At 60.9% G+C, this 25,108-nt stretch carries 23 protein-coding genes and 1 pseudogene; 12 read left to right on the plus strand and 12 right to left on the minus strand.

Going from position 1 to position 25,108, the window contains the following annotated elements:
- Together QLG10_RS06870 and QLG10_RS06875 are read right to left on the minus strand one after the other, a co-directional pair.
- Complete coding sequence (locus QLG10_RS06870) at positions 1-1,080, minus strand: endonuclease/exonuclease/phosphatase family protein (RefSeq protein ID WP_282486351.1); 1,080 nt, start codon at positions 1,078-1,080, stop codon at positions 1-3.
- 66 nt (positions 1,081-1,146) lie between these two features.
- Complete coding sequence (locus QLG10_RS06875) at positions 1,147-1,821, minus strand: YciC family protein (protein ID WP_032832167.1); 675 nt, start codon at positions 1,819-1,821, stop codon at positions 1,147-1,149.
- Between the two features lie 178 nt (positions 1,822-1,999).
- Here QLG10_RS06875 and QLG10_RS06880 point away from each other — a divergent pair, with 178 nt between their 5' ends.
- The 3 genes from QLG10_RS06880 to QLG10_RS06890 all read left to right on the plus strand — a co-directional run bounded on the left by QLG10_RS06880 (position 2,000) and on the right by QLG10_RS06890 (position 3,997).
- Positions 2,000-2,755, plus strand: coding sequence for a DUF2076 domain-containing protein (locus tag QLG10_RS06880; RefSeq protein WP_282486355.1), 756 nt, complete (start codon positions 2,000-2,002; stop codon positions 2,753-2,755).
- Positions 2,756-2,883: 128 nt separating this feature from the next.
- The gene (locus QLG10_RS06885) at positions 2,884-3,363 is read left to right on the plus strand and encodes an NYN domain-containing protein (protein WP_007946629.1); all 480 of its coding nucleotides are present in this window, start codon (positions 2,884-2,886) and stop codon (positions 3,361-3,363) included.
- 22 nt (positions 3,364-3,385) lie between these two features.
- Positions 3,386-3,997 carry a 3'-5' exonuclease gene (locus QLG10_RS06890; RefSeq protein WP_020798720.1) on the plus strand — a complete coding sequence of 204 codons (612 nt, stop codon included), beginning with the start codon at positions 3,386-3,388 and terminating at the stop codon, positions 3,995-3,997.
- Positions 3,998-4,122: 125 nt separating this feature from the next.
- Here QLG10_RS06890 and QLG10_RS06895 read toward each other — a convergent pair whose 3' ends face one another.
- On the minus strand, positions 4,123-4,581 hold the full coding sequence (locus QLG10_RS06895; protein WP_020798718.1) for an Lrp/AsnC family transcriptional regulator: 459 nt from the start codon (positions 4,579-4,581) through the stop codon (positions 4,123-4,125).
- 165 nt (positions 4,582-4,746) lie between these two features.
- Between QLG10_RS06895 and yedA the strand changes: the two genes are divergently transcribed.
- Positions 4,747-5,688, plus strand: coding sequence for a drug/metabolite exporter YedA (gene yedA, locus QLG10_RS06900; RefSeq protein ID WP_248676978.1), 942 nt, complete (start codon positions 4,747-4,749; stop codon positions 5,686-5,688).
- Between the two features lie 65 nt (positions 5,689-5,753).
- Entirely contained in the window at positions 5,754-7,091 is a 1,338-nt protein-coding gene (locus QLG10_RS06905; RefSeq protein WP_110750951.1) for a DEAD/DEAH box helicase, read from the plus strand.
- 148 nt (positions 7,092-7,239) lie between these two features.
- On the opposite strand, the gene QLG10_RS06910 is transcribed toward QLG10_RS06905, so the two are convergent.
- Complete coding sequence (locus QLG10_RS06910; RefSeq protein ID WP_282486364.1) at positions 7,240-8,481, minus strand: TIGR03862 family flavoprotein; 1,242 nt, start codon at positions 8,479-8,481, stop codon at positions 7,240-7,242.
- A gap of 281 nt (positions 8,482-8,762) precedes the next feature.
- Positions 8,763-9,683 carry a histone deacetylase gene (locus QLG10_RS06915; RefSeq protein WP_282486366.1) on the minus strand — a complete coding sequence of 307 codons (921 nt, stop codon included), beginning with the start codon at positions 9,681-9,683 and terminating at the stop codon, positions 8,763-8,765.
- A gap of 75 nt (positions 9,684-9,758) precedes the next feature.
- Between QLG10_RS06915 and QLG10_RS06920 the strand changes: the two genes are divergently transcribed.
- The 3 genes from QLG10_RS06920 (at position 9,759) to QLG10_RS06930 (ending at position 11,894) form a co-directional block, all read left to right on the plus strand.
- A complete protein-coding gene (locus QLG10_RS06920) occupies positions 9,759-10,328 on the plus strand; it encodes a GNAT family N-acetyltransferase (protein WP_110750953.1) in 570 nt (189 codons plus the stop codon).
- 106 nt (positions 10,329-10,434) lie between these two features.
- The gene (gene tesB, locus QLG10_RS06925) at positions 10,435-11,304 is read left to right on the plus strand and encodes an acyl-CoA thioesterase II (RefSeq protein WP_110750955.1); all 870 of its coding nucleotides are present in this window, start codon (positions 10,435-10,437) and stop codon (positions 11,302-11,304) included.
- The gene (locus tag QLG10_RS06930) at positions 11,301-11,894 is read left to right on the plus strand and encodes an HAD family hydrolase (protein ID WP_020798710.1); all 594 of its coding nucleotides are present in this window, start codon (positions 11,301-11,303) and stop codon (positions 11,892-11,894) included. The genes tesB and QLG10_RS06930 overlap by 4 nt, the downstream gene beginning before the upstream one ends.
- 36 nt (positions 11,895-11,930) lie before the next feature.
- Here the strand turns inward: QLG10_RS06930 and QLG10_RS06935 are convergent, their stop codons facing one another.
- The 5 genes from QLG10_RS06935 to QLG10_RS06955 form a co-directional block, all read right to left on the minus strand.
- Positions 11,931-12,887 carry an alpha/beta fold hydrolase gene (locus tag QLG10_RS06935; protein ID WP_110750959.1) on the minus strand — a complete coding sequence of 319 codons (957 nt, stop codon included), beginning with the start codon at positions 12,885-12,887 and terminating at the stop codon, positions 11,931-11,933.
- Complete coding sequence (locus tag QLG10_RS06940; RefSeq protein WP_282486371.1) at positions 12,888-13,781, minus strand: neutral zinc metallopeptidase; 894 nt, start codon at positions 13,779-13,781, stop codon at positions 12,888-12,890. It abuts the gene before it with no gap.
- Between the two features lie 148 nt (positions 13,782-13,929).
- Positions 13,930-14,799, minus strand: coding sequence for a neutral zinc metallopeptidase (locus QLG10_RS06945; RefSeq protein WP_282486373.1), 870 nt, complete (start codon positions 14,797-14,799; stop codon positions 13,930-13,932).
- Positions 14,800-14,947: 148 nt separating this feature from the next.
- Entirely contained in the window at positions 14,948-15,781 is an 834-nt protein-coding gene (locus QLG10_RS06950) for an aldo/keto reductase (RefSeq protein WP_188264352.1), read from the minus strand.
- Positions 15,765-17,513, minus strand: a complete 1,749-nt coding sequence (locus tag QLG10_RS06955) for an FAD-dependent oxidoreductase (protein WP_282486377.1) — start codon at positions 17,511-17,513, stop codon at positions 15,765-15,767. Before QLG10_RS06955 ends, QLG10_RS06950 begins: the two co-directional genes overlap by 17 nt.
- Positions 17,514-17,690: 177 nt before the next feature.
- On the opposite strand from QLG10_RS06955, the gene QLG10_RS06960 reads away from it, so the two are divergent.
- From QLG10_RS06960 to QLG10_RS06975, 4 genes are all read left to right on the plus strand, one after another.
- Positions 17,691-18,467 carry an IclR family transcriptional regulator gene (locus QLG10_RS06960; RefSeq protein WP_110750967.1) on the plus strand — a complete coding sequence of 259 codons (777 nt, stop codon included), beginning with the start codon at positions 17,691-17,693 and terminating at the stop codon, positions 18,465-18,467.
- A gap of 242 nt (positions 18,468-18,709) precedes the next feature.
- The gene (locus tag QLG10_RS06965; RefSeq protein ID WP_188264350.1) at positions 18,710-19,765 is read left to right on the plus strand and encodes a Gfo/Idh/MocA family oxidoreductase; all 1,056 of its coding nucleotides are present in this window, start codon (positions 18,710-18,712) and stop codon (positions 19,763-19,765) included.
- Between the two features lie 2 nt (positions 19,766-19,767).
- On the plus strand, positions 19,768-20,583 hold the full coding sequence (locus tag QLG10_RS06970) for a sugar phosphate isomerase/epimerase (protein ID WP_110750971.1): 816 nt from the start codon (positions 19,768-19,770) through the stop codon (positions 20,581-20,583).
- A gap of 128 nt (positions 20,584-20,711) precedes the next feature.
- Complete coding sequence (locus tag QLG10_RS06975; RefSeq protein ID WP_110750973.1) at positions 20,712-21,590, plus strand: DMT family transporter; 879 nt, start codon at positions 20,712-20,714, stop codon at positions 21,588-21,590.
- 6 nt (positions 21,591-21,596) lie between these two features.
- On the opposite strand, the pseudogene QLG10_RS06980 reads toward QLG10_RS06975, so the two are convergent.
- A pseudogene (locus tag QLG10_RS06980) lies at positions 21,597-23,219 on the minus strand (methyl-accepting chemotaxis protein).
- A gap of 90 nt (positions 23,220-23,309) precedes the next feature.
- The gene (locus QLG10_RS06985) at positions 23,310-24,623 is read right to left on the minus strand and encodes an MFS transporter (protein WP_223194127.1); all 1,314 of its coding nucleotides are present in this window, start codon (positions 24,621-24,623) and stop codon (positions 23,310-23,312) included.
- Positions 24,624-25,108 lie beyond the last annotated feature (485 nt).

Raw genomic sequence — 25,108 nt, forward strand, 5'->3', positions numbered from 1 at the left:
CTACGGCGCGGCGGGCAGCAGGAACCGTGCAATCACCGGCAGGTGATCGGAGATGCGCAGGGTATCGTCTTGCCGCACCGTCGCTTCGACCCGTTTGATTCTCGGGCTGTAGAACAGATAGTCGACGGTCCGGTCCGGGCCGTTCAGACCGGCATCGTTCGGGTAATGGGTCAGCCAGCGCGCGCGGTCGATGCCGCTGGATTCGTTGTTGGTGGGAATCATCGGGTACTTGTCCCACAGCAGATGCAGGGCGCTGTCGGCGGAGTAGGGGGTGCGCTGTTCGCTGGGCAGGCGCTGGTATTGCCCCAGTGGCAGCAGGTTGAAGTCGCCACCGATTAGCCAGGGCGTGCCGCGGCTTTCGAACTTGTCGAGAACCTTGGCCACGGCCGCGACCTGTGCCTGCAGCGTCTCGTCAGGTTGGGTCGCTCGCTCCAGATGGGTATTGAGGATGGCGAGCTGGCCGCCGTCGCTCAATGGCAGGTACGTCACCAGCAAGGCGTTTTTCGGCTGGAACTGGCGACTGATCGGGTTGGCCGATGCGATGGGCAATTGCAGGCGTTCGGCGTGCTCGATCCGATAGCGACTCAGGGTCGCCAGTTGCCGGCCGACGCTGCCGAAAATGTGCGGGTTGGGCACGAAGTCAGCCTTCCAGTCGAAGGCGTGGGCGCTGCACGGATACAGGTCGGCGAGCCGCTCCTGCAGCAATTTGAGCTGGTTCTGGTAGTCGCTGGCCTTGGCGCCGTCATCGAGTTCCTGTAGCAGCACGACGTCCGGCTGCTCGTCGCGGATCACTCGCGCCACTTCGTCGAGGCTGAAGGCCATGTCTTCCGGTGTGGGGGAATCGTCGGTGCCAGCGGCCAGGTCATTCCAGAAAACATAGCGCTTGCCCGCCAGGTACTGGACGTTCCACGTCATGACCTTCAGTGCCTGGCCGGGTGCCAGCCCTGGCGCTTGAGTACTGCACGCGACCGGCGCTATTTCCCTGGCTTCGGGGCGCCAGGTCAGGCTGTACGTCATCACGCAGACTACGCCGATGACGATCAACAATCCCAGCAAGGTGTAGCGCAGTAGTCGGGTCATGGCTCGGCTTATCGCGTTACGGAAGTTGCCTGCGAGCATACCCGACTGACGAGCGGTCGCCCACGGTCAACGTGGTCCATCGATTTTTTCCGGTACTTCGCTGATCAGCATGAACAGGCGGAACAGCACCACGCTGGTAAACAGTTGCAAGAAACTGTGGGCACTGTCGATCAGCAGCGAGATCGCCGGGTTTTGCGGCTCAGGGTACGCCGCCAACGTTGCACCCTTGAGCAGCCACAACGGCCCCATCACACAAAGGATGCACACCAGGATGCGCATGAAGTGGCCACGGGTCAGGCGCAGGCTTTCCTTCATGGCCTGCAATGGCGCCAAGCCACGCAGCACCAGCAGGTACTCGCCGAAAGCCAGGGTCACCATCAGCCAAATGCCCGGCAGGAAGTACAGCGACAAGCCCAGCAGGATCAGCAAGGTGTTCAGGGCGGTCAGCAAGGCGAAGCGCGGCCAAAGATAGGCGGACCTCGACAGCAGCTCGCGGTTACTGGGCGATTCGCCTCGGCTGCGGGCATCAAGGAACAGGATCAGGGCGGCGGTGTACAACGGATAGACCAGCAAGCCGACGATCACACTGATACCGGGGAAACTGTCCGGCTCGGTGGAATGGTCGACCACTTGTTGCAACAGGGCCTCGATGATTACCAGTGGCAGACACAGCTGCACGATCTGGCCCAGATTGCGTTTGAAGAAATACAAGGAGTCACGCAGTACATCGAACGGATTCATCGGTTGGTATCGCTGGTTGAAAGCAGTGGCCCACTTTAACCGATGATGCGCGGGAGGGCGCAAACGTAAACGTTCGGTAAAGCTCATTGAAACAACTTGTTTCAGCCTCCATTAAGGTCGAGCGCCTTACCCTGTATGGGTAAAGGCAACGATTTTCCCGGCAATCTACGAGGTCGCCATGAACAGCGAAGAACAAACCCTGATCGATGGACTGTTTTCCCGGCTGCAACAGGCCGAGACGGACTCAGCCCCGCGCGACGCCCAAGCCGAGGCGCGGATCAAGGAACACCTGGCGCGCCAACCGGCGGCGGGTTATTTCATGACCCAAGCGATTCTGGTGCAGGAGGCGGCGATCAAGAGCCTCGACGGGCAGAACCAGCAGCTGAATGCGCAAATCCAGAAATTGCAGGCCGAACTGCAGCAAGCCAAGGCGCAAACGCCGGCCCCGGCGTCGAGCGGCGGCTTTTTGTCGAGCATTTTTGGTGGTAGTTCGCAGCCTGCGCCCGCGCAAAGTGCGCCGGTATCTGGCGGTGGCGGCTGGCGCGAGCCGGCGCGGCCTTCGTTCAACACGCCGCCGCAACAGAGCTTCGGTGCTTCTCCACAGCAGGGCTATGCACCCCAGCAACAGGCCCCCGCGGCGGGTGGCGGCTTTCTCGGTGGGGCGCTGAAAACCGCGGCCGGTGTGGCGGGTGGCGTGATGCTGGCACAAGGCATCAGCAGTCTGTTCCACCACAACCAGGCACCCCAGGAAATCGTCGAAGTCATCAAGGAAGAACCGGCCCAGGTCAACGACCAGGGCAACAATGGCTGGGGCGATGACCAGCGCATGGCCGGCAACGATACCTATGCCAACAATCAGGGCGGTTTTGCCGACGCTGACTACAGCGACGACAGCTCATCGTTCTTTGGCGGCGACGACGACTCCTTCGTCTGATGCACCATTCGTCCGGGGCGCTGCGGCGCTTCGGGCCGATTATTCGCGAAACTCTGCTTTTGGCTGGCATACTGGGCGACTTTTCGGGCCTGGTGCCTGACCCTGCCTGCGCTTTATCGAGGTGTCCGGTGAAAAAAATCGCAGTGTTCGCCGATGTCCAGAACCTCTACTACACCGTACGCCAGGCTTATGGCTGCCACTTCAACTATGCCGCGTTGTGGGCTGATATCAGCAAGCAAGGCGAGATTGTCGAGGCCTACGCCTACGCGATCGATCGTGGCGACAGCAAACAGCAGCAGTTCCAGCAGATCCTGCGCAACCTCGGTTTCACCGTGAAGCTCAAGCCCTATATCCAGCGCAGCGACGGCTCGGCGAAGGGCGACTGGGACGTGGGCATCACCCTCGACATCATGGACGCGGCCGACCATGTCGATGAAGTGGTGCTGGCTTCTGGCGACGGTGATTTCGACATGCTGCTGGAACGCATCATCAGCAAGCACGGCGTTCAAGCGGTGGCCTACGGCGTACCTGGCCTGACGGCCAACTCACTGATCCGCGCCGCCAGCCGCTACGTGCCGATCGAAGGCGCGTTGCTGCTCAAGAATTGATTTTTACGGAGTTCAAACAGGTTTGGAACGCATAGCAGTCATCGACTTTGAAACCACCGGGATCTCTCCGAGCAGCAGTTGCCGGGCCACGGAAATTGCCGTGGTGATCCTTGAACAAGGGCGCATCGTCGAGCGTTACCAGAGCCTGATGAACGCCGGCGTGCGCGTCCCGGGCTTCATCGAACAACTGACCGGAATCAGCAACGCCATGCTGCGCACCGCGCCTTCGGCCGAGCAGGTGATGAACGAGGTCAACGAGTTCGTCGGCACCACGCCCTTGCTGGCCCACAACGCCGCATTCGACCAGAAGTTCTGGGACTTCGAACTGGGGCGGATCAAACGCACGCGGCTGCAGAACTTTGCCTGTTCGCTGCTGCTGGCCCGGCGCCTGATGCCTGCGGCACCGAACCACAAGCTCGGCACCCTTACCACCTTCGCCAACCTGCCCCACACCGGCAAGGCTCACCGGGCCATGGCCGATGCGGAAATGGCGGCCAACCTGACGGTGCACCTGGCCGAAGAGCTGCGGCACAGGCATGGCTTGAGCGAGCTGTCCCATGATCTGTTGTGCAAATTGCAGAAAGTGCCGGCGGCGAAGGTCAATGAACACCTGAAGCGGCATCGTGGGTTCTGACCGCGACAGGATTCCCCTGTGGGAGCGAGCCTGCTCGCGAAAGCAATTGATCATTCAACATTGATGTCGACTGACACTCCGCTTTCGCGAGCAGGCTCGCTCCCACAGGGGATCACCTACAACAATTAAATGCCCTTGCCATTCCCTTCCAACTGCCCCAACGGCACCCGCTTCTCGATGGCACTCGACAACACGATTGACGTCTTGCTGAAACCAAACGTGGCAATCCGGTTGATCAGCTCTTCCAGCTCCGGCATCGAGCCCACCGCCGCTTGCATGATCACGCATGGGTCACCAGTCACGCGGTGGCATTCGGTCAATTGCGGGATCTTGATCAGGTCGTCGTAGGCTTTCTGGTTGCCGTGCTGGTTCAACCGCAGTTCAATCACACACTGGATCGGCAAGCCGAGCTTGGCCATGTCGACTTTCGCCTGGTAACCGGTAATCACGCCGCTGGCTTCGAGTTTCGCCACGCGTTCGGCCACGGCCGGGGCGGAGAGGTTGACCTTGCGCGCCAGGTCGGCGTAAGACGCGCGTCCGTTTTCCAGCAGGGCGCTGAGCAGCATGCGGTCGTACTTATCCATCGAGGCAGCTCCTGAAAATGGCGGACTTTCGAAAGCACGGTTTATAGCGCTGAACTCCGTGTTTTGAAAAGTGTACCGGCGGTTTAAACAGGTTTTGTAACTTATTTTCCAGCGTTAGCCTTTCTAGAATAGCCGTTCACCTGTTCTGCCTGTGAGCTGCCCATCATGTCCGGCCTACGTCGCTTCCCCTTACCGTTGATTGCTGCCTTTTTCGCGCTGTACGTGATTTGGGGCTCGACCTACCTGGTGATCCGCATCGGTGTGGAGTACTGGCCGCCCTTGCTGCTCGCCGGCATTCGCTTCGTGATCGCTGGAAGCCTGATGTACGCCTTCCTGCGCTGGCGCGGCGCGCCAGCGCCGACCTGGGCACAATGGAAAGCCGCGGGGCTCATCGGCGTATTGCTGCTGGCGTGCGGCAACGGCGCGGTCAGCGTGGCCGAACACACAGGCGTGGCTTCCGGCGTGGCCGCGTTGGCGGTGGCGACGGTGCCGCTGTTTACCTTGCTCTGTGGCTACTTTTGGGGCGCGCGCAATACCCGTCTTGAATGGGCGGGTGTTGCACTCGGGATGATTGGCATCGTCATGCTTAATCTCGGCTCCAACCTGCAATCGAGTCCTTTGGGTGCGGCATTACTGATCTTCGCCGCGGCAACCTGGGCATTCGGCTCAGTGTGGAGCAAACACTTGCCGTTGCCTCAAGGCGCAATGGCCAGTGCCGTGGAAATGCTGGTCGGCGGCGTGGTATTGCTGATCGGCAGTGCGGTAAGCGGCGAGCACCTGGAGCAGGTCCCACCCATCGAGGGGTGGGCGGCGCTGGCGTACTTGACCGTGTTCGGCTCGATCATTGCCTTCAACGCCTACATGTATCTGCTCAAGCATGTGCGTCCGGCGGCGGCCACCAGTTATGCCTACGTCAACCCGGCGGTGGCCGTGTTGCTGGGGATTGTGTTTGTCGGAGAAACCATTGGCATCGAAGAAGCATTGGCCATGCTGGTGATCATCAGTGCCGTGGTGCTGATTGGCCTGCCGCAGTGGCGTCGCACACCGGAACGGCCAGTGGTGAAGTTGGAGCCGACGGCGGTGCCGACAGAATCCCGTGTGAATTAGGGTAAACTGCGCGCCATTGCAAACATGTTTCGCGTAATCGCGCTGATTTTTCCTACGGTACTCCCATGACTTTCGCCACCCTTGGCCTGATCGAACCCTTGCTGCGCTCCCTTGAGACGCTCGGCTACCAGACCCCGACGCCGGTTCAGGCGCAAGCCATTCCGGCGGTGCTGGCCGGTCGCGACCTGATGGCCGCCGCCCAGACCGGCACCGGCAAGACCGCTGGTTTCGCGCTGCCACTGCTGCAGTTGCTGGCCATGGAAGGTCCGAAAGTCACCGCCAACTCGGTGCGTGCGCTGATTCTGGTGCCGACCCGAGAGCTGGCCGAGCAGGTTCACGAAGCGGTTCGCCAATATGCCGAGAACCTGCCGTTGCGCACCTACGCGGTGTACGGTGGCGTCAGTATCAACCCGCAAATGATGAAGCTGCGCAGCGGCGTCGACCTGTTGGTGGCGACCCCGGGCCGTTTGCTCGACCTGTTCCGCCAGAACGCACTGAAGTTCAATCAGCTGCAAACCCTGGTGCTGGACGAGGCCGACCGCATGCTCGACCTGGGTTTCTCCGAGGAACTGGCGAATATCTATCGAGCACTGCCTAAGAAGCGCCAGACGCTGCTGTTCTCCGCCACGTTCTCCGACGACATTCGCCTGCTCGCCGGGCAAATGCTCAATGACCCGCTGAGTATCGAAGTCAGCCCGCGCAACGTTGCCGCCAATACGGTCAAGCAATGGATCGTGACGGTGGACAAGAAGCGCAAGCCGGAGTTGTTTGTGCACTTGATGCGCAAGGGCAAGTGGAAGCAGGTGCTGGTGTTCGCCAAGACCCGCAACGGCGTGGACGCGCTGGTGGAAAAACTCCAGGGCCTGGGCATCAACGCCGATGGCATCCACGGCGACAAGCCGCAGGCGACCCGTCAGCGCGCGCTGGACCGCTTCAAGCTCAGTGAAGTGCAGATACTGGTCGCCACCGATGTCGCGGCCCGCGGCCTGGATATCGAAGACCTGCCGTTGGTGGTCAACTTCGATTTGCCGATCGTGGCCGAGGATTACATCCACCGTATCGGTCGCACCGGGCGTGCCGGCTCCACGGGCGAGGCGATTTCACTGGTATGCGCCGATGAAGTAAATCTGCTGTCGGCCATCGAGATGTTGACCCGCCAGACGCTCAAGCGTCAGAACGAACCGGACTTCGAGCCAGAGCATCGCGTGCCGGACACCGACGCCAGTGGTCAGGTAATCAAGAAGCCGAAGAAACCGAAGAAGCCAAAAACGTCGGGTGGTGGCGGTAAGCGCAATCTCGGCAAGTGGGTCGATAGCGGGGAGGCTGCGCCAACGGAGCCTTCGATCAAGCCTGTGCGCAAGGTGCCGGTGTTCAACACTGGGCCGCGTAAGCGTAAGCCTTGATTAGCGGCGGCGTCTGTTAGGCCGCCTTCGTCGGAACGCCGCCCGGAGCAAGCTCGCTCCCACATTGATCTTCTGTGAACACTGTATTTGTGTACGACACAGACCCATTGTGGGAGCGAGCCTGCTCGCGAAGGGCGCGCCTTGGTCTTCAGCCCTTGCGCTGCAACCACTCCACCATCCCCAACCCCGCCGCACGCCCACTGGCGAAACACGCGGTCAGCAGATAGCCACCCGTCGGCGCTTCCCAGTCGAGCATTTCGCCCGCGCAGAAAACGCCAGGCATTTGCTTGAGCATCAACCGCTCATCCAGAGCTTCGAACAACACGCCCCCCGCGCTGCTGATCGCTTCGTCCAGCGGTCGAGGTTTCACCAGGGTCATGGGCAACGCCTTGATCGCTTTGGCCAGCAATGCCATGTCGGTAAAGGTTTGGGCAGATGTCAGCTCCCGCAACAACGCCGCTTTCACCCCATCGATGCCCAGCTGACTGTGCAAATGTTTAGCCATCGAGCGTGAGCCGCGCGGCTTGCTCAGTGCAGCCTGGATTTTATCCACAGGTCGGCCTGGCAGAAGGTCCAGGTGAATGGTTGCCGATCCGTGCTGGTTGATCGCTTCACGGATCGCTGCCGACAGGGCGTAGATCAGGCTCCCTTCAATCCCGGTCGCAGTGATCACACATTCACCCAGCCTTGGTGCGTCATCATTGAGGCCGATCGCAATGTTTTTCAGCGGCGCACCGGCGAATTTGCTGACCATCAAATCACTCCAGGCCTGCACCTCGAAGCCGCAATTACTTGGCTGCAGCGGCGCGAGTCCTACAGCCTTTTGCTCCAGTGGCAGCATCCACGCACCGTCCGAACCCAGGCGCGACCAACTGCCGCCACCCAGGGCGAGCAGGGTGGCATCGGCTTGGACGGTTTTTTCGCCATCGGAGCTGTCGATGCGCAAACCGCCGCGATCATCCCAGCCGAGCCAGCGGTGACGGGTGTGGATAACTACGCCGCTATCGCGCAGGCGTTTGAGCCAGGCACGCAACAGCGGCGCGGCTTTCATGTCGGTTGGAAAGACCCGGCCGGAACTGCCGACGAAGGTGTCGATGCCCAGGTCATGAATCCACTGGCACAACGCATCGGCCCCAAACGCGCGCAGCAATGGCGCAATCTGGGGCGCGCGTTCGGCGTAGCGCGAGAGAAACGCCGGGTAGGCTTCTGAGTGGGTGATGTTCATGCCGCCGACACCGGCCAACAGGAACTTTCGCCCCACTGAAGGCATGCCATCGTACAGGTCGACCTTGACCCCGGCCTGGCTCAACACTTCGGCCGCCATCAAGCCGGCGGGGCCGCCACCGATGATGGCGACATGGGAAGGGGAGGCGGTCGGGGATTGGGTCATGGGGTGCACTGCGGTTTTGGCCGATAAGCCGGGCATTCTAACAGCCCAGTCCCCGGTGGGAGCGAGCCTGCTCGCGAATGCGTTATGTCAGACGCATCATGGTTGGATGTGCTGCCGCCTTCGCGAGCAGGCTCGCTCCCACAAAGGTTTCGTTGGCGTGATTGAGACTGGTTAAAAAACAACCACCGCTCCGCAGCCCACACCCCGCAAGGCCTGCAGTCCCTTTCACTCAGGTTATCCACAGGCGGCTCCACAGGCATTGTGGGTAAAGCATCCACAACTCAGTGACAGCCTGATGACTGCCAGACCCGCTCGGCGCTGTGATGCAGGATGCCATGGCGGCGGGCGAGGGCCTGGCGGTCCTTGCTGTAGCCGCCGCCGATCACGCCGACCACCGGGATATCGCGGCCCAGGCAATGGCGCATGACGGCTTCATCGCGAGCGGCGACGCCTTGGTCTGTCAGCTTCAGGTAACCGAGCGCATCATCCTTGTGCACATCGACACCTGCGTCATACAGCACCAGGTCTGGCTGATAGAGGGGCAAGAGGTAGTTGAGCGCATCGTCCACCACTTTCAGGTAATCGGCATCGCCCATGCCGTTGGGAAGCGGGATGTCCCAGTCACTTTCGGCCTTGCGTGCGGGAAAGTTCTTTTCGCAGTGCAGGGAAACGGTCACTGCCTCTGGAGTGTCATGCAGAATTCGTGCAGTGCCGTCGCCCTGATGCACATCGCAGTCGAAGATCAACACCCGATTCACCCGGCCACTCTCCATCAGGAAACGGCTGATCACCGCCAGGTCATTGAAGATGCAGAAGCCGGCGGGGTAATCGTAATGCGCATGGTGGGTACCTCCGGCCAGGTGGCAGGCCAGGCCATGCTCCAGCGCCTGCTCCGCCGCCAGCAACGAACCGCCGACCGCCCGCACCGTGCGCCGGGCCAGGGCTTCGCTCCAGGGCAGGCCGAGCCGCCTCTGGTCCTCGCGGGACAAGTCGCCACTCATGTAGCGCTCGATATACGAAGGGTCATGGGCGAGGGCGAGAATGTCCGCCGGGCACAACTGTGGGCGCAGCAGGTCGGCGTCGCGCGTCAGACCGCTCTCCACCAGGTGATCGCGCAGCAGGCGAAACTTGTCCATGGGAAAGCGGTGATCCGCCGGGAACTCGGGACTGTAGTCTTCGTGGTAGATCAGCGGCAGGGGCATGATGATTTCGTTGCGCAATGAGTGAAGGATCCTACCAGCGTTGTAGACTGGCGGCATGGAATTGGGGAGGGAACGATGGAGCCGATACTCGAACTGGCGAGCGCTCGATTGCTATTGCGGCAGTGGCGCGATGAGGATTTGCCGGAGTTTGCCGCGATGTGCGCCGATCCACAGGTCATGCGCTATTTTCCCGCACCCTTGAGCCGATTGGAAAGTGCCTCGTTGATTGGCAGGGTTCGCGAGCACTTTGCCGAGCATGGTTTTGGCTTCTGGGCGCTGGAGCGCAAAGACACCGGCCAGTTCATTGGTTTTACCGGTCTGGGCGTGGTCGGGTTCGACGCGCCTTTCACACCGGCCATTGAAATCGGCTGGCGTCTGGCGCGCGAGCATTGGGGCCTGGGTTACGCCAGCGAAGCGGCATGGACCGCTCTACGCTGCGGGTTTGATCGCCTGGTTCTGGATGAAGTCGTGTCCTTTACCACGGTCGGCAACCTGCCGTCGCAGAAAGTCATGCAGGCGATCGGCATGCAATACGATCCGGCCGATGATTTCGATCATCCCAGGCTTGCCCTCGATCATCCTCTGCACCACCACGTGCTGTATCGCATCAGCCGCGAACAATGGCTGCAAACCTTGCATGGATAACCTGGCACGGACGTTTACAATGGCCCCTATGTTGGCACGGGCCAGAAAGTGAATTGACCGACGCAGCCAGGACTGCGCGGCATTGCGTTGTGTGAGGAGAGTCTGAATGAGCCAAGTGTTGGATGATCTGGTCGACCTGCTGAGCCTGGAATCGATCGAAGAAAACCTGTTCCGCGGCCGTAGCCAGGACTTGGGTTTTCGTCAGCTGTTCGGTGGCCAGGTGCTCGGTCAGTCGCTGTCGGCAGCCAGTCAGACCGTTGAAGAGGCGCGCCATGTGCATTCGCTGCATGGTTATTTCCTGCGCCCGGGCGACGCCAAGATGCCAGTGGTTTATTCCGTGGACCGCGTGCGCGACGGCGGCAGTTTCAGCACTCGTCGGGTCACGGCGATCCAGAAAGGCCAGCCGATCTTCACCTGTAGCGCCTCGTTCCAGTACGACGAAGAAGGTTTCCAGCACCAGACACAAATGCCGCAAGTGGTCGGACCGGAAAACCTGCCATCGGAACTGGAACTGATCCAGCAACGCGCCCACCTGATTCCCGAGCACATGCGTGAAAAACTGCTGTGCCCGAAACCGATCGAGTTCCGACCCGTCACCGAGGAAGATCCCTACAACCCCAAAGCCAGCGATCCGATCAAATACGTCTGGTTTCGCGCCGACGGGGCCTTGGCCGACTCCCCGGCATTGCACAAGTATTTGCTGGCCTACGCGTCGGACTTCGGTCTGCTGACCACCTCGATGCTGCCCCACGGAAAATCGGTCTGGCACAAGGATATGCAGGTCGCCAGCCTCGACCACGCGCTGTGGTTCCACGCTGACCTGCGCGCCGATGACTGGTTACTGTATGCGATGGACAGCCCATGGGCCGGCAACTCTCGCGGCTTCTCCCGTGGCAGCGTATTCAACCGCGCCGGGCAACTGGTGGCCTCTGTCACCCAGGAAGGCCTGATTCGCCATCGCAAGGATTGGGCATGAGCCTGGCCGACGTACGTCATTGGGTGTTCGACATGGACGGCACCCTGACGGTGGCTGTGCATGATTTCGCAGCGATTCGCATCGCGTTGGCGATCCCGCCTGAAGCCGACATCCTGACGCATCTGGCGGCGCTGCCGGCCGATGAAGCCAGCGCCAAGCACGCCTGGCTGCTCGAGCACGAGCGCGATCTGGCGCTAGGTTCGAAACCGGCACCGGGGGCTGTGGAGCTGGTGCGTGAATTGGCCGGGCGCGGTTATCGCCTGGGCATTCTCACGCGCAATGCCCGTGAACTCGCGCATGTCACGCTGGAGGCTATCGGCCTGGCCGACTGCTTTGCGGTAGAAGATGTGTTGGGTCGCGATGAAGCGCCACCGAAGCCGCATCCAGGAGGATTGCTGAAACTGGCCGAAGCCTGGAAGGTGTCGGCCAGCGATATGGTGATGGTCGGTGATTACCGTTTCGACCTCGACTGCGGTCGTGCGGCGGGAGCGCGGACGGTGTTGGTCAACCTGCCGGATAATCCGTGGCCCGAGTTGACCGATTGGCATGCGAGCGATTGTGTCGAGTTGCGGCAGATGCTGTCGGTGTGATTTTTAAGGGGCAAAGATCGCAGCCTGCGGCAGCGCCTACGGAAACAACGCCTGCTGCCCCTGCGGTGAAGTAAACATCCCATCCCCGTTATGCCCGACCCCGGGCACCTCAATCAATTGCTGCTGCAGCCCTTGGGGTTGCAGCCGCTTCAGGTAAGCGAAGTAGTAGCGCCCCCGGGCCAATCGATACGGCCCCTGAGCCTTAGCCTCGCAGGATTTATCCAGCGCCGGGTGGTTCGGGTCGACGTCCTGCTGCCCCAGCAGATAAACGATGTTGCGCTTGAGGTACTTTTCCTGCAGCAGCGCGGCAGTTTGTCCTTCTGCATAGGCAGGTAGATCTGTCAGGCCGTATTTCCAGCGGTTGAATTGCGGACAACCCGCATGACTGAAGGCCACTGGCCGACGCTCATCGAAATAGGTGTAGGAAGAGGGGTTAGCGATCACATAGCGCACCTGCACGCCGGCAGTTTCCAGCGCGGGCTGGTCGTGGCCCAGCAGGGCGTAGCGCTGAACCACTTGAGCGCCCGCCGAATGACCGGCAATGACGATTTGCTTCAAGTCCGGAAATTGCTGGCGATCACCCAGGCGGGCAATGATTTCGTCCAGCGCTTCGTAGGAGCTCAGGCGAAAGGGGGCTGTGGATTCACCGCCAGCCATCCATTCATTGCCTTGCCAGCGCAAGACGGTGTCCGCTACCGGGTGCTGTGCAACGTCGTCTTCATTAAGAAATTGCGGCGCGATCACCAGGGTCGTAGCGCTTTGCCCGGCCAGTTCGGCCGCGCGTTCGGCGCTCTGGAGGTAGGTCTGCGCATTGCGCAAGCGCCCATGGACGATGATCAATACCCGCTCGATTTTTGGCGGGGCCGGGCTGATGCCCACCGCTATTTCACCGGACTTTAACAACAGGCGCCCGGGGCTGATTTCCTTGACCCCATGCTCCGCAGCCTGGGAGGCTGTGCAGGTAAACAGTAAGACTAACCACCACTTCTTCATTTACAGATTTTTCGCCGCAAAGGTATCGCACTGGCCAACCTGGCCCTGGGCGAATCCGGTTTTGAACCAGCGCACCCGTTGCGCTGACGTACCATGGGTAAACGAGTCCGGCACCACACGGCCCTGACCTTGTTGCTGCAGACGATCGTCGCCGATAGCGTTCGCAGCGTTTAACGCTTCTTCAATATCGCCCGGCTCCAACCAGTTCAGGCGCTTCTGCGCGTTGTTGGCCCAGACTCCGGCCAGGCAATCGGCTTGCAGTTCCTGGCGCACCAGCAAACCACCATCGCCTTCCATCTGCCGGCCTTGCTGGCGGGCGGCCTGAATCTTTGCCGAAACACCGAGCAAGGTTTGTACGTGGTGACCGACTTCATGAGCGATCACATAGGCCTGGGCGAAATCGCCCGCGGCAGCGAAGCGCTGCGACATTTCCTGGAAGAAGGCCATGTCCAGATAAACCTTCTGGTCTGCGGGGCAATAGAAGGGACCGGTCGCCGATGTTGCCAGTCCGCAGGCCGAATTGACCCGATTGCTGAATAGCACCAGGGTCGGATCCTTATATTGCCGCTCCGCCTGCTGGAAAATCTGCCGCCAGGTGTCTTCGGTATCACCGAGAATCGAGCGGACGAACTCGGCCCCTTCATCAGTGGCCGGTGGCGCCTTGCGCGTCTGCGATGTGGTGGGCGCCGATTGTTCGCTCATCTGCCCGGTCAGTTGTCCGAGAATCTGCATCGGATCCTGGCCGGTGATCCAGCCGATGCCCACGATCAGCAGGATCGCCGTCAGGCTCAGGCCCTTGCCGCCACCAAAACGCATCCCGCCGCCACCGCCGCCGACATCATCGCCACGGGCATCGACCACGTTGTCGCTGCGTCGGCCTTTTTTCCATAGCATGTGGGAATCCTCTGATGTTGCGGGTAAAGAACCGTGGGATGAGTGTTGCTGCTCAGTTGGAGCGGCGCCAGTCCGGTCGTCAGACAGCCATGAGCGGCAGCGGTTCTATCCAGGCTGCGACATTAGAGGCTTCATTGACGGGCGGGTATCACAGCACCTCGGCGGCGAAGGTGTCACAGGCCTCCGGCAGGCCTGTGGCGAAACCGGTCTTGAACCAATTCACGCGCTGCAGAGAGGTGCCGTGGCTGAAGGTCTCTGGGCGAATCCGGGCATTGCGCGCTGCCTGCAACTGGTCGTCTCCGAACATTGCCGCGGCATCCAGGGCCGCTTCAATATCCCCCGGCTCCAGCCAGTCCAGGCGCTGTTGCGCATGGTGCGCCCAGACACCGGCCAGGCAATCGGCCTGCAACTCCGAACGCACTTCCAGCCCGCCATCGCCACTGACGGGTTGTTGCTCGAGCAAGGCTTTTTCGAACGGTTCGGAAAGGCCCAGCTCAAGCTGCACGTGATGCCCGATTTCGTGAGCGATGATGTAGGCGCGCGCGAAGTCACCGACCACTGAAAACTGCTGCTCAAGCGTGCGGAAAAATTCGAGGTCGAGGTACACCTGCCGATTGGCCGGACAATAGAACGGGCCACTGCCGGCGCTGGCGAATCCACAATCCGAAACCGCACCATTGTTGAACAGTGTCAGGGTGGGATGTGGATATTGCCGGCCCATTTGCGCGAACAGTTGGTTCCAGGTGTCTTCGGTATCGCCCAGCACCGACTGGACAAACGTTAATTGCAGATCTGCTTCAGGCTCGCTCGATGGTTGAGGGCGGGGGCGATCCAGGGTGTACGAGGGTTCGAGCTTGGTAACGTCTGCTGGCGTGTCCTGTGTCGAATAGAGCCCGGCGCTGGCCAGGGCGATGGCGGCCAGCCCAGCGGCCAGTGTTGTCCCTGTAAGCGTGCGGGCATCCTTGCCCTTGCGTATGTCGTTCACGTTTTTGCTGCGTCTTGCCTTGTTCCATAGCATGTTGGGGTCTCTCATAGATTGATGGGGCGTATAGCGCCGGGTCTATGAATAACCGCACTGGCAAAGGCGTGTGGGTGAAATGTGTAAGGTTTGATGAGGCCACGGTCATTGCGGTAGGTGTCGCACAATGAAAGTGGCTTTTTCGAGGTTATCGATCGAACGCGTCCCACATCGGTGCAAAGTCCGGACTGACCAGTCGCTCGCGCTTGGACAGGCCGGCGATCAGCGCACGGTCTAGATCATCCAGGTTGACGGCAAGTGCTGCCAGGTTGGCCAATTGGTTGGCCTCGCTACTGGCCTTGGGGATAGCTGCCACATTCGGTTGATCCAGCAGCCATTTGAGTGCGACCTGGGTCGGCGATACCCCGTGCTTGGCGGCGATCTGCTGGATAACCGGAACATCCGTCACCCTGTTGCGTGCCAGCGGCGAATAAGCCGTCAGTGCCAGATCGTGTTGACGGGCGTAGTCCAGCAGTGCGTTTTGCCCAAGCAGCACGTGGTACTCGACCTGGATGGCGGACAACGGCGCGCCGAGTTCCTCGACGACGGTGCGCAGCAGGGGGAGCGGGAAATTCGCCACGCCAATATTGCGCGCCAGCCCTTGCTCCTTGAATGACACCAGTGTTTCGATCGTACGCGGCAAGTCCCAATCGGTGCTGGGCCAATGGATCATGAAAAGGTCGATGTAGTCGCTATGCAAGGCCTTGAGGCTGCGGTCCATGGAATGGCGCATGGCGTCGGGTTGCAACTGGTCCCACCAGACCTTGCTGGTGACGTGGATTTGTTCGCGGGGTGCCTTACTGTTCAGCAGCGCCTGACCGACAGCGTCCTCATTGTTGTAGGCCGCTGCGGTATCGATGTGTCGATAACCCAGTGCCAGGGCTTGCTCAACTGCTCGCGTGCACGCTTCGCCGAGCATCGGCCAGGTGCCGAGGCCGAGCTTGGGCATGTTCAAACCCTGTGCGTTAACGATGTGCTGCATGGTCGATCTCCTTTTCATAAGCAGTGACGCCGGCGATATGACGCGCGGCGATGTAGCCGAACGTCAGCGCCGGCCCCAGGTTGATGCCGCCAGCAGGGTAGTGGCCGCCCATGATGCTGGCCATGTCGCCTCCCGCCGCGTAAAGGCCGGTGATGACCTGGTCCGAGTCGTCGAGGACCTGGGCGTGTTGATTGACCTTGAGCCCGGCAAAGGTGCCGAAACAACCCGCTTCGACTTTCACCGCATAGAACGGCCCTTGCTCGATCGGCGCAACGCAAGGGTTGGGCTGCTGCAGCGCATCACCCTGTTTGCGGTTATAGGGCGTTGAGCCGCGTCCGAACTGCGGGTCCTGGCCATTGCGCGCGTGGCGGTTGTAGTCCGACACGGTGGTGCGCAAGCCGACCGGATCGATGCCGCAAGCCTGTGCCAATTCCTCCAGTGTCTTGCCGGTTTTCAGATAACCACTGCGGATAAAGGGTGACAGCGGCACCGGAAACGGCCGGGAGATACCCAGGCCGTACCGTCGTTGAAAGCCATGGCTGCAGATCAGCCAGGAGGCCACTTCTTCGTCGGGCGGGGCGCTGGCGACCATGGCAGTCACATAGTCGTAGTAGCCGTTGGCTTCGTTGACGAAGCGCTGACCGTTGCTCAGTACACCGATGATCCCAGGCTTGCCGCGCTCGATGATGTGCGGGAAGTGGCCGCGACTGCCATCACGGTATGGCACTCGTGAAACCGGAGCCCAGGCCACCGGCGATGCCTGGTTGGTATCGACTTTGGCGCCGGCGCTTTCGCCCAGCCGCAGGCCATCGCCAGACACACCGAGGGGTGGCAGTGCCAGGTGTTCGTGTCCGGTTGGCGTACGGGGGAAGAGGGACTTGCGCCGTTCGACGTCATTGGCAAAGCCGCCGGCCGCGAGCACCACCGCCCTGCGGGCGTTGATACGGATCGAACCCTTTGCAGTGCGAACCACCGCGCCTTGTACCCTATCGTTGGTGCGCAACAACTCAGTAACGGGGGCTGATTCCCACAGCAACACGCCAAGATCGTCGGCGGATTTCGCCAGGCGCGCTACAAGCGCCACGCCGTTGACCAGTTGCATCGCCCGGCCATGCACGACAAGGTCGAACAGATGGCGAGTGAAACGTCGGGTAACGTGCCACGCCGCCTGCAACGAACGGGTCAGGTTGAGGAACGCAGCAAGATCTGCGCCCGCCATGATCGGCATGCCCATGAAGGAGGTTTCGCGCATGGTTTTGCGTAGGCGCTTGAGCAGCTTGCCGACGTTGCGCGCGTCGTAAGGCGCGGCGATCACAGAACGCCCACCGGTACCGGCGCCCGGCGTGTCGCCATGAATGTCGGCAATTGCGTTGCCATCGGCGAATTGCAGCGAGGTGTGCTGTTCGAAGAATGTGACCATGCGCGGAGCGGCTTCAAGGAAGGCGTCGATCATTGCCGGGTCATAGCGATCACCCAGTTCGTGTTTCAAGTAAGTGCGCGGTTGTTCAACGTCTTCGACGATGCCGGCCCGTCGGGCCAGGGGATTGCACGGTACCCACGCCCAGCCCCCGGACCAGGCGGTGGCGCCGCCAAAAACCGGGTCCTTTTCCACCACTATCACTTTCAGGCCATGCCAAGCGGCCGTTACGGCTGTTGCCAGGCCTGCCGCACCGGAGCCGACAATCAGCACATCGCAATCGATGTCGGGGGAGCAGTACGGTTGGGCAGGCATGGTTTGAAACTCCGCTTTGGTTTATTTTGGAATTGAATTCCAGAAAATATATGAGGCAAAAAGAGGGGCGGCAAGCCGGCACTGTATAAAACGGGCGGTTATCGCACGGGCAGTTCCAGATTTCGCATTCCTCAGGTTCTCTTCTAGAATCGAACAAATTTTTGCGTGGATATCCCCATGGCTGGCAGTCAGATCGAACGTGTTTTCAGTGTGCTGGAAAGCCTCACCAGCGACCCTCGTGGCCTGCCGATGCAGGTGCTGGCGGAGCAATTGGACATCCCCAAGAGTGCTACCCACCGCTTGCTCGCCGAGCTGATCCGACTCGGCTACGTGCGCCAGAATCCAGAGAATTTGCGCTACCACTTGTCGACCCGGTTGGTGGCGATGGGTTTCCGCTATTTGTCGAGTAGCGGCGCCGATATCGTGCAACCGGTGCTCGACCGGTTGGCTCAGGAAACCGGCGAACTGGTGCGTCTGGGAGTGATCGAAGGCGAGCGCCAGACCTGGATCGCCAAGTCCCAGGGGGCTCGTTCCGGCCTGCGTTATGACCCGGATATGGGGCGGGATGCGCCGCTGTTCTATACCGCTTCCGGCCATGCCTGGCTGGCGTGCATGAGCGATGCCGAAGCCTTGTCGCTGGTGGAGCGCCAGGCAGCGACCCCGCCGCTGGAACTGGGCCCGAATGCCCCAAGGTCCAACATTGAATTACTTGAACGCTTGCGGCTGGCACGGGAGCAGGGCTACGCCTGTGTCGAGGAGAGTTCTGCGGTTGGCACCTCGGCGATTGCCGCGGTGGTGCGTCATCCCGGTGATGGCCGGGTGATCGGCGTGCTCAGCATCGCCGGGCCGAGTGCGCGGATGCCGGGGGCGAGGCTGCATGAATTGGCGCCGTTATTGTTAGCGTTTACCGAGGAGTTGTCGGCCGCGAGTCTGGCCTCAGAACTATTCAGCTAAAGCCTCTACAAAACCCCTGTGGGAGCGGGCTTGCTCGCGAACGACGGAGCGTCAGTCAATATTTAAGCTGTATGACACACCGCATTCGCGAGCAAGCCCGCTCCCACATTTGATCTGTGCTGAGCTTGCTAAAGCTGTGCGCTGTTCGAACACTTTCAATGTGCGCGTGTGTAAGAATATGGAACTCGGTTCTAGATTGTTGATGTCGACTTTCCAACAACAATCACAATGAGGACCGCACCTTGAGTTCACCCTTGCGAATAGCCCTTATCGGCACTGGCAATATGGGCCAACAGCATTACCAGCAGCTGAAAGCCCTCAATGAAGCGACCTTGTGCGCAGTGGCTGACCCCGGTCCGCACGCATCGGGTCTCGCCAGCGAATGGGGGGTGGAGTATTTCGCCGATCATCGTCAGATGCTGGAGCAGGCGAAGCCTGCGGCCGTCATTATCGCTAACCCGAATGCGCTGCACGTCAGCACCGCACTCGATTGCCTGGCTGCCGGCGTGCCGGTGTTGCTGGAAAAGCCGGTGGGCGTGCACCTGGATGAGGCCCGTGAGCTGGTGGCTGCCTCTAAGTCGAGCGGTGTTGCGGTGTTGGTCGGCCATCACCGACGCCACAATCCCTTGATCGTTCGCGCCCATGAACTTGTCCACAGCGGCGCATTGGGCCGGTTGAGCACCGTTACCGCCCTCTGGCAATTGCGCAAGCCCGATAGTTATTTCGAAACAGCCTGGCGCCGTGAACCCGGTGCGGGCATGTTGTTGACCAACCTGATCCACGACCTCGATCTGCTCAGACACTTGTGCGGCGAAGTTCGCCAGGTGCAGGCCGTCACGAGTAACGCTGTGCGTGGGTTTGCCAACGAAGATTGCGCGGCCGTGCTGCTGCAATTCGACAACGGTGCGCTGGGCAGCCTGACCGGGTCCGATGCGGTGGCGGCACCCTGGAGCTGGGAGCTGGGCTCCGGGGAGAACCCGGTGTATCCACGTCAGGCCGATCAACCGTGCTATTTGCTGGCGGGAACTGCCGGGGCACTTAGCATCCCGCAGCTCAAGCGCTGGCACTACACGCAAGCGGACGGTGGATGGCATCAACCCCTGGTCTCGACTGACGAGCCTTTCAGTGTCGATCAAGCGCTGCGCTTGCAGTTGCAACACTTCGTGCGCGTTGCGCGTGGGGAGGTCGAACCGCTGGTGAGCGCCGCCGATGCAGCCCGCACCCTGGCGCTGGTCGAGGCCATTCGCCAAGCCGCTGAAACCGGGTGCGCCTGCGCACCGGCCTTGATCGAGGATTGATCATGAGTGAACGAATCTTTTCCCTGGCCAGTCTGACTGTGCTGGAGTTGTCACCGCCGGACATGGTCGAAGTCGCGGCACGAGCCGGTTACAGCCATGTCGGCTTGCGCCTGGTGCCAGCGACGCCAGAGGAACACCATTTCGCGTTGGTGGCCGATGAAGATCTGCGGCGCCAGACCCTGGCACGTCTGCGCGATACCGGCATTCGTGTCCTGGATGTCGAAATCCTGCGGCTGAAACCGGACACCGTTGTTGCGGATTTCGAGCGGGTGCTGGCAGTGGGTGCCGAATTCGGTGCCAGTGAATTGCTGGTGGCGGGTAACGATCCTGACGAGCGACGAATGACAGAAAATTTTGCCCGGCTGTGTGATCTGGCAGCACCTTATGGGCTGCATCCGCACCTGGAGTTCATGCCCTGGACCGACGCGCGCGATGTGCAGCAAGCCATGCGCATCGTGGAAAAGGCTGAGCGCGAAAATGCGGCGGTGCTGGTCGACGCCTTTCACTTCGATCGCTCTGGATCGCGGCTGGAAGATCTGGCCAGGGTTGCCCCCTCGCGGTTACGGTATGCGCAGTTGTGTGACGTGGCGGGTCCCAGGCCGCAAGACATGGCAGAGATCTTGCGGCAGGCGCGTAATGAACGGCGTTTTCCCGGCGACGGCGATTGTGATCTGCCGGGGCTGTTGCGGTGTTTGCCGGCTAACATTCCATTGAGCCTGGAGATTCCCACCGTGCGACTGCTTGAGCAGGGCGTGAGCGGATTGGATCGAGCGCAAATGGCTTTGGATAAAACCCGCGAATTGTTGGCGCGGCTGTAAGCGGTGCTGCGCACCTATCGTCGGAGTGCCGCCCAGACCAAGCCACGCTCCCACAGGTTCTTTGCTGATTCCTGGGGACGTGGCTTGCCTGTGAGGCTTTGACTTTTGATGTACACAAAGGAACCCCAATGACCGTCAGCACCCCGCTTTCCGGCGTCAACAAACCCTTCAAAGGGATCCTGCTGATCGTTGTCGCAACCTTCCTGTTTTCCAGCCATGACGCCATATCGAAGTACCTTTCCGGGTTCTATCCGATTGTCATGGTGGTCTGGGCGCGTTACGTGGTGCATACCTTGCTGATGGCCGGGATATTCCTGCCGCAATCCGGGTTGCGCGTGCTGCGTACCAAGCGGCCGCTGCTGCAACTGGTTCGGGCGTTGTGCCTGTTGGGTACCAGCCTGTTTTTCACTACGGGGTTGATGTACATCCCGCTGGCCGAGGCGACGTCGGTCAACTTCCTCGCACCGGTGCTGGTGACCGCGTTGTCGGTGCCGTTGCTGGGGGAGAAGGTCACCCGGGGCCAATGGCTGGCGGTGATCTGCGGGTTTATCGGGGTGCTGATCATCGTGCACCCCGGTGGTGATCTGTTCACCCCGGCGGTGCTGCTACCGTTGTGCTCGGCGCTGTTTTTCTGCTTCTACCAACTGCTGACCCGCAAGCTCAGTGAGATCGACAGCCCGACCACCAGCAACTTTTTTGCCGGGCTGTGCAACACCTTGGTGATGAGTGCACTGGTGCCGTTCTTCTGGCAGGTGCCGACCTTGATGCACGGCGCAATGATGCTGGCGCTGGGCGCTTGCGGCATGACCGCGCACCTGTTCTTGACCCAGGCCTTCCGCCATGCGGCGCCGGCCTTGTTGGCACCCTTCAGCTATTGCCAGATCGTGTTTGCCGGCCTGCTGGGCTGGCTGCTGTTTTCCCACACGCCGACCCTGACCACCATCGTCGGGATCGCCATAATTTGCTGCAGTGGCCTGGCGGCGGCATGGCAACAAAGCCGCCGCTGAGGTCACTCAGAACCTGAAGCGCAGCACCAGGTTCTGCAGGCCTGCAGCCAATTGCGACAGTTGTTGGCTGGTGGCGCTGGTGCGGGTCGAGGCATCGGCACTTTGCAGTGACAGGTCGCGGATGTTCAGCAGATTCCTGTCCACTTCGCGGGCCACGGCGGATTGCTCTTGCGATGCGCTGGCGATCACCAGATTGCGCTCGTGGATCTGCTCCATGGCCCGGGTGATTTGCGCCAGCGCGAGGCCAGCCTCTTCGGCAATCGACAGGGTGGCGGCGACGCGCTGACTGTTGCCATGCATCGACTGCACCACACTCTCGGTATCGCCCCGGACCCGGCCGATCATCTGTTCGATTTCCCGAGTCGATTGCTGGGTGCGATGGGCCAGGGCGCGCACTTCATCGGCGACGACCGCAAAACCGCGCCCGGCTTCCCCGGCCCGTGCCGCCTCGATCGCGGCGTTGAGCGCCAGCAGGTTGGTCTGTTCGGCGATGGCGCGAATCACGTCCAGCACCTTACCGATTTCCCGGGATTACTCGGCCAGGGTTTGCACTTGTTGCAGGGCTATGCCGGCATCGGCGCTCATGGCCTGAATCGAGTCCAGTGTCTCAATAACCCGCGCCTGGCCCTGGCTGGCCTGCTGTGTCGACTGACGCGTGCTGTCGGATGTCGACACGGCATTGCGTGCGACTTCTTCCACCGCGACCGTCATCTCATTGACTGCGGTGGCGGCTTGTTCGATTTCGTTGTGTTGCTGCTGCAGTCGCCCGGAATCCTCGTGAGTGCTCTGCTGCATTTGCTCGGCGGCTGCATTCAGCTGGTTCGACGCCGTGCTGATCCGTTGCAGGGTTTCGCGCAGGCTGGTCTGCATGATCGACAGGGCGGTGAGCAGGCGCGCGGTTTCATCGCCACCGTGGCTGTGTATCGGTGTGCCGAGATCGCCGGCCGCCACTTGCTCGGCCACTATCACCGCCTGGCGGATGGGCACCACGATACTGCGGATCAGCAGCCAGGCGAGCAGAACGGTCAGCAGCGACACGCCCAGCAAGGCCCCGATCACCGTGTCCTTCACCTGGCCATAGAGCGTGTCGGCTTGCGCGGCGGACTGACTGACTTCGTTGGCGGTAAGCGCGACCAGTTCGGCGAACTGGTCGCCGCTGCGAGTCGAGTAGTCCTGGATTTCGCCATTGAGCAGTGCGGTCATTTCGTCAAGGCGGTTTGCCTGCGAGAGGCGTTCGTATTGCGCCAGCGCCTCGCGGTAGCGGGTGACCGTCGCCACGAAATTTTCGTACGGCACCCGGTTATAGTCGCCTACGAGCGGGGTGAACTTTTCCAGTGCCAGGGCAAGCCAGCCCTGCACTTGATGCAGGCGTGTGACGGTCGCGTCGAGCACCTTGGGCTCGCGATTGAGCGCCATGCGCAGGCTGAGCACGCGAATGCTCAGGACGTAGTCGCGAATTTCACCCAGATAACGGGTGCTGGGCAGGGAGACGTTCTCGGTGTGCTGGCCGGTGGCGCGTACTTCGGCGACCTGCTTGAGGGCGAACAAACCTTGCAACAGGACCAGCAAGGCGATGAGGCCGAAGCTGATCGTGGCGCGCTTGGCGATGCTCAAGTGACCTGGCGACATGGTTTCACCTCCTTGGCGATGAACACGGATTCATAAAAAACAGGCACAAAAAAAGCGCAGGCCCGAATCCGGGCCTGCGCCGAGGGAACATCAGTCTTCTACTTTCGGGATCTTGCGCGGTGCCATGAAGTACATCCAGGTCAGCGCGATGAAGTACATCGCCGGGATCAGGGTGAACAACACGGTGTAGTTGTTGTTGGTGATGGTCAGGATGTGGCCGACCAACTGGGTCATGAACATCCCGCCAATCGCCGCACACATGCCGCCGAAGCCGAATACGGTACTCATCATGTGCTTGGGCGTGTAGTCCATCACCAGGCTCCAGATGTTCGCGGTCCAGGCCTGGTGCGCACCGATGGCCAAGGAGATTGCGGCTACCGCCACCCACAGATTGCTGGAGCCGGCGGCCATGATCACGCCGATGATGCAGCAGGCGAACAGGAACATGGACATCAGGCGCGCCTTGATCGGGTTGACGCCGCGACCGATCAGGAACGAGGACAGGATCCCGCCGCCGACACTGCCGAAGTCGGCGGTGAGGTAGATGATGATCAGCGGAATGCCCATCTGGGTCACGTTGATGCCCAGGTTGTATTGCTGATTGAGGAACGGTGGCAGCCAATACAGGTAGAACCAGAACACCGGCGCCGTGATCGAGTAGGCGAGGGCGAAGGCCCAGGTGCCACGCATGCGCAGGATTTTCGAGAAGGGCACGCGGGCTTGTTCCGGCTCCACTTCATTCTGGATGTAGTCCAGTTCCGACTGTTTTACGCGGGGGTGATCTTCCGGGTTGAAGTACTTCAGGCCCCAGAACAGCAGCCAGATCCCGCCCAGTGCCGACATGCACAGGAACGCAGCCTGCCAGCCCCAGACATGGAGGATCAGCGGCAGCAGCATCGGAGTGAACATCGCACCGACGTTGGTACCGGCGTTGAAAATGCCGGTGGCCACGGCGCGCTCGCCAGCCGGGAACCAAAGGCGGGTGGTTTTCACACAGGCCGGGTAGTTGGCGGCTTCGGTCAGACCGAGAATGAAGCGGCAGACCATGAAGCCGACCGCCGAAGTGGCCAGGCCGTGGGCGCCGGTCGCCAGGCTCCAGAGCAGCACGGCGCAGAAGAACACGCGCTTGACGCCAACCCGGTCGATCAAGCGGCCTTGCAGCACGAAACCGATGGCGTAGCCGACCTGGAACCAGAAGTTGATGTTGGCGTAGTCCATCGCCGTCCAGCTCATTTCCTTGGCCAGGATGGGCTGCATGACGCCGAGGGCGGCGCGGTCGATGTAGTTCAAGGTGGTGGCAAAAAACACCAGCGCCAGCATGCCCCAACGGGTTTTGCCGACAGCCATGGCGCCGCGGATTTTGTCGCCGATGCCGCCAGAGGCAGCGGTCATGGCCGGAGCCATGCGTGAGCTAGGTGCAGGATTCATATGTGCCATCCGTTCAATGACTGACAAGCAAGGCTCGTCGGGACTTCAAGGGCGCGTGATCAATCGATGGCGATGGGCGCAGGACTGATCGGCTGGTTTCGTCGGCTGACGGTTTATTCAGCGAGCGGCACGGGAGTGCCGGCGGTGCGCAAGGTTCGGATGGACGCCAGGCAGGGCGTAATGACGGTGGTTAGAATGAACGAGGCGTTGAATGAGCGCATGAGCATATACCCGGTTTTTGAAATTTTTATGTGGTGTTCAGGGTCGTTGGTAACTGAGGCCGTCGGTGGATGACCGGACTCAATGTGGTGTTGATGTTGCGCATTGAGCAAAAAATCGTCAATTCGCTAAAGCCCATTTTGTTCGATAATCGCACGAAAAACTAACTGGGTAGTACACTTTAAATTGCTGTGTGAGATCTCGCAGCCAATAATTCACTCAAAGCTAAACGCGATCCTTGC

Origin of the sequence: Pseudomonas sp. V98_8, from assembly GCF_029967975.1 — a bacterium.
GTDB lineage: Bacteria > Pseudomonadota > Gammaproteobacteria > Pseudomonadales > Pseudomonadaceae > Aquipseudomonas > Aquipseudomonas umsongensis.

Bases quoted from the DNA above. Each gene is read 5' to 3' on its own strand.
- QLG10_RS06985 (WP_223194127.1), bottom strand. From the start codon at position 24,623: ATGGCTCCGGCCATGACCGCTGCCTCTGGCGGCATCGGCGACAAAATC.
- QLG10_RS06880 (WP_282486355.1), top strand. From the start codon at position 2,000: ATGAACAGCGAAGAACAAACCCTGATCGATGGACTGTTTTCCCGGCTG.
- QLG10_RS06905 (WP_110750951.1), top strand. From the start codon at position 5,754: ATGACTTTCGCCACCCTTGGCCTGATCGAACCCTTGCTGCGCTCCCTT.
- QLG10_RS06950 (WP_188264352.1), bottom strand. From the start codon at position 15,781: ATGCAGCACATCGTTAACGCACAGGGTTTGAACATGCCCAAGCTCGGC.
- QLG10_RS06945 (WP_282486373.1), bottom strand. From the start codon at position 14,799: ATGCTATGGAACAAGGCAAGACGCAGCAAAAACGTGAACGACATACGC.
- QLG10_RS06930 (WP_020798710.1), top strand. From the start codon at position 11,301: ATGAGCCTGGCCGACGTACGTCATTGGGTGTTCGACATGGACGGCACC.
- QLG10_RS06960 (WP_110750967.1), top strand. From the start codon at position 17,691: ATGGCTGGCAGTCAGATCGAACGTGTTTTCAGTGTGCTGGAAAGCCTC.
- QLG10_RS06975 (WP_110750973.1), top strand. From the start codon at position 20,712: ATGACCGTCAGCACCCCGCTTTCCGGCGTCAACAAACCCTTCAAAGGG.
- QLG10_RS06870 (WP_282486351.1), bottom strand. From the start codon at position 1,080: ATGACCCGACTACTGCGCTACACCTTGCTGGGATTGTTGATCGTCATC.
- QLG10_RS06955 (WP_282486377.1), bottom strand. From the start codon at position 17,513: ATGCCTGCCCAACCGTACTGCTCCCCCGACATCGATTGCGATGTGCTG.
- QLG10_RS06875 (WP_032832167.1), bottom strand. From the start codon at position 1,821: ATGAATCCGTTCGATGTACTGCGTGACTCCTTGTATTTCTTCAAACGC.
- QLG10_RS06940 (WP_282486371.1), bottom strand. From the start codon at position 13,781: ATGCTATGGAAAAAAGGCCGACGCAGCGACAACGTGGTCGATGCCCGT.
- QLG10_RS06895 (WP_020798718.1), bottom strand. From the start codon at position 4,581: ATGGATAAGTACGACCGCATGCTGCTCAGCGCCCTGCTGGAAAACGGA.
- QLG10_RS06915 (WP_282486366.1), bottom strand. From the start codon at position 9,683: ATGCCCCTGCCGCTGATCTACCACGAAGACTACAGTCCCGAGTTCCCG.
- QLG10_RS06935 (WP_110750959.1), bottom strand. From the start codon at position 12,887: ATGAAGAAGTGGTGGTTAGTCTTACTGTTTACCTGCACAGCCTCCCAG.
- QLG10_RS06910 (WP_282486364.1), bottom strand. From the start codon at position 8,481: ATGACCCAATCCCCGACCGCCTCCCCTTCCCATGTCGCCATCATCGGT.
- QLG10_RS06920 (WP_110750953.1), top strand. From the start codon at position 9,759: ATGGAGCCGATACTCGAACTGGCGAGCGCTCGATTGCTATTGCGGCAG.
- QLG10_RS06970 (WP_110750971.1), top strand. From the start codon at position 19,768: ATGAGTGAACGAATCTTTTCCCTGGCCAGTCTGACTGTGCTGGAGTTG.
- tesB (WP_110750955.1), top strand. From the start codon at position 10,435: ATGAGCCAAGTGTTGGATGATCTGGTCGACCTGCTGAGCCTGGAATCG.
- yedA (WP_248676978.1), top strand. From the start codon at position 4,747: ATGTCCGGCCTACGTCGCTTCCCCTTACCGTTGATTGCTGCCTTTTTC.